Genomic DNA, 1,220 nt, shown 5'->3' with positions numbered 1-1,220 from the left:
GTTAGCGTCGGCGCGCCTTCTTGCAGAGCAAGAAGCGTGACGGAGGACAATGTGCCTTTAGGCCGAGCGAGGGCGCAAGTCCCGAGCGGAGCGTGTCAGCCGTAGTTATACGAAGGTTTGCTTATCATTCAATAAATGCAAAATATATCCTTTTTTTATTAAAAAATTATAAGCATTAGTAGCATCAATCGGAATCTCTGTAGCAGATTGGAAGCCCAGTCTTGGATATTCGATAATTCTTTGGAAATCACCTACAATTTCGTTTATAAGTAGTTTCAGGCTTATAAATTCATGAGAAGCTTGTAAGAGAGTATAATTTGGAGAGGATATCAAGAATTTAACTTCAGGCCATTGCTTACTTAAAGCTAAACTTACACGACGAGTCATGGAAGGTTTTTGAATGGCAATTATTTTTTTAGGATAGATTTTCATATTTTGCAAAAAATTTTTCGAAAATAGTATATTTTCGCCAGTATTAGTGGATTCTGTTTCTATTAGAATAGAAGCTGGATTTACTCCTTCTTCGATCGCAATTTTTGCAAATTCTTCAGCTTCCGAAGTTTGAAATATCGATTTGGTGAAGAAATTTAATCCTCCTGAGAATAAAATCAAGTTAGAGTAATTTTTGTTCCATAGTTCAGCGGCGTATCTTGCTATTCTGATATCGTGACTGCATAATACAAATATTAGATCTACTTTTTCTAGGCTATGGTTTATTGTTAAAAAATCCCAGAGTATAGTGGAGTAGAATAGATCTTCGTCTGATATTAAATTAGTCGTCATTTGGTAGTGTTTGCTTATATCAAACTAGGATGCTAGCTTCGTGCCTAGTTTGTAAGCAAAAATTAAATCTAGCAATGTTAAGCATTCAATACAACTTCTAATTGATTGAAATTTTTTACGAAATTTATATTTTGATGTTTAAAGAAACTTAGATGCCTATCGTCATGAGCAATTCCAATAAAATTTAATCCAAAGTTGGTCGATGAGTGGAAGTCAGCGGGAGAATCACCAATATATAGAATTTCAGATTTTTCAATTCCACTTTTTGTTAGTAATTTGGAAATTGGCAAGAATACTTCAGGATTTGGCTTATGAACATTTGTATGTTCAGCTCCTTGAATATTAAAAAATAGATTTTTATCAACATTCATATCTTCTAATTCTTTCGTTACTACTTTAAAACTAGAGGAAGTAACAATTCCAAATTGGAATAGACC

General features: G+C 33.6%; 2 protein-coding genes. Both read right to left on the bottom strand.

The annotated features are described in order from the left end of the window. Positions 1-105: 105 nt before the first annotated feature. A complete protein-coding gene (locus tag EHQ58_RS18425) occupies positions 106-783 on the bottom strand; it encodes a YdcF family protein (protein WP_135625544.1) in 678 nt (225 codons plus the stop codon). 77 nt (positions 784-860) lie between these two features. Continuing rightward, positions 861-1,220 (bottom strand): HAD-IA family hydrolase (locus EHQ58_RS18420; protein ID WP_167883691.1); only part of this gene is annotated, 360 nt, incomplete at its 5' end.

The sequence above is a fragment of the Leptospira ognonensis genome, assembly GCF_004770745.1.
Classification (GTDB): Bacteria; Spirochaetota; Leptospiria; order Leptospirales; family Leptospiraceae; genus Leptospira_A; species Leptospira_A ognonensis.
This window is presented reverse-complemented; position numbering and strand designations above follow the sequence as displayed.

What these genes read in the sequence shown, in the direction of transcription:
- EHQ58_RS18425 (WP_135625544.1), bottom strand. Translation starts at nt 783, where the DNA reads ATGACGACTAATTTAATATCAGACGAAGATCTATTCTACTCCACTATA.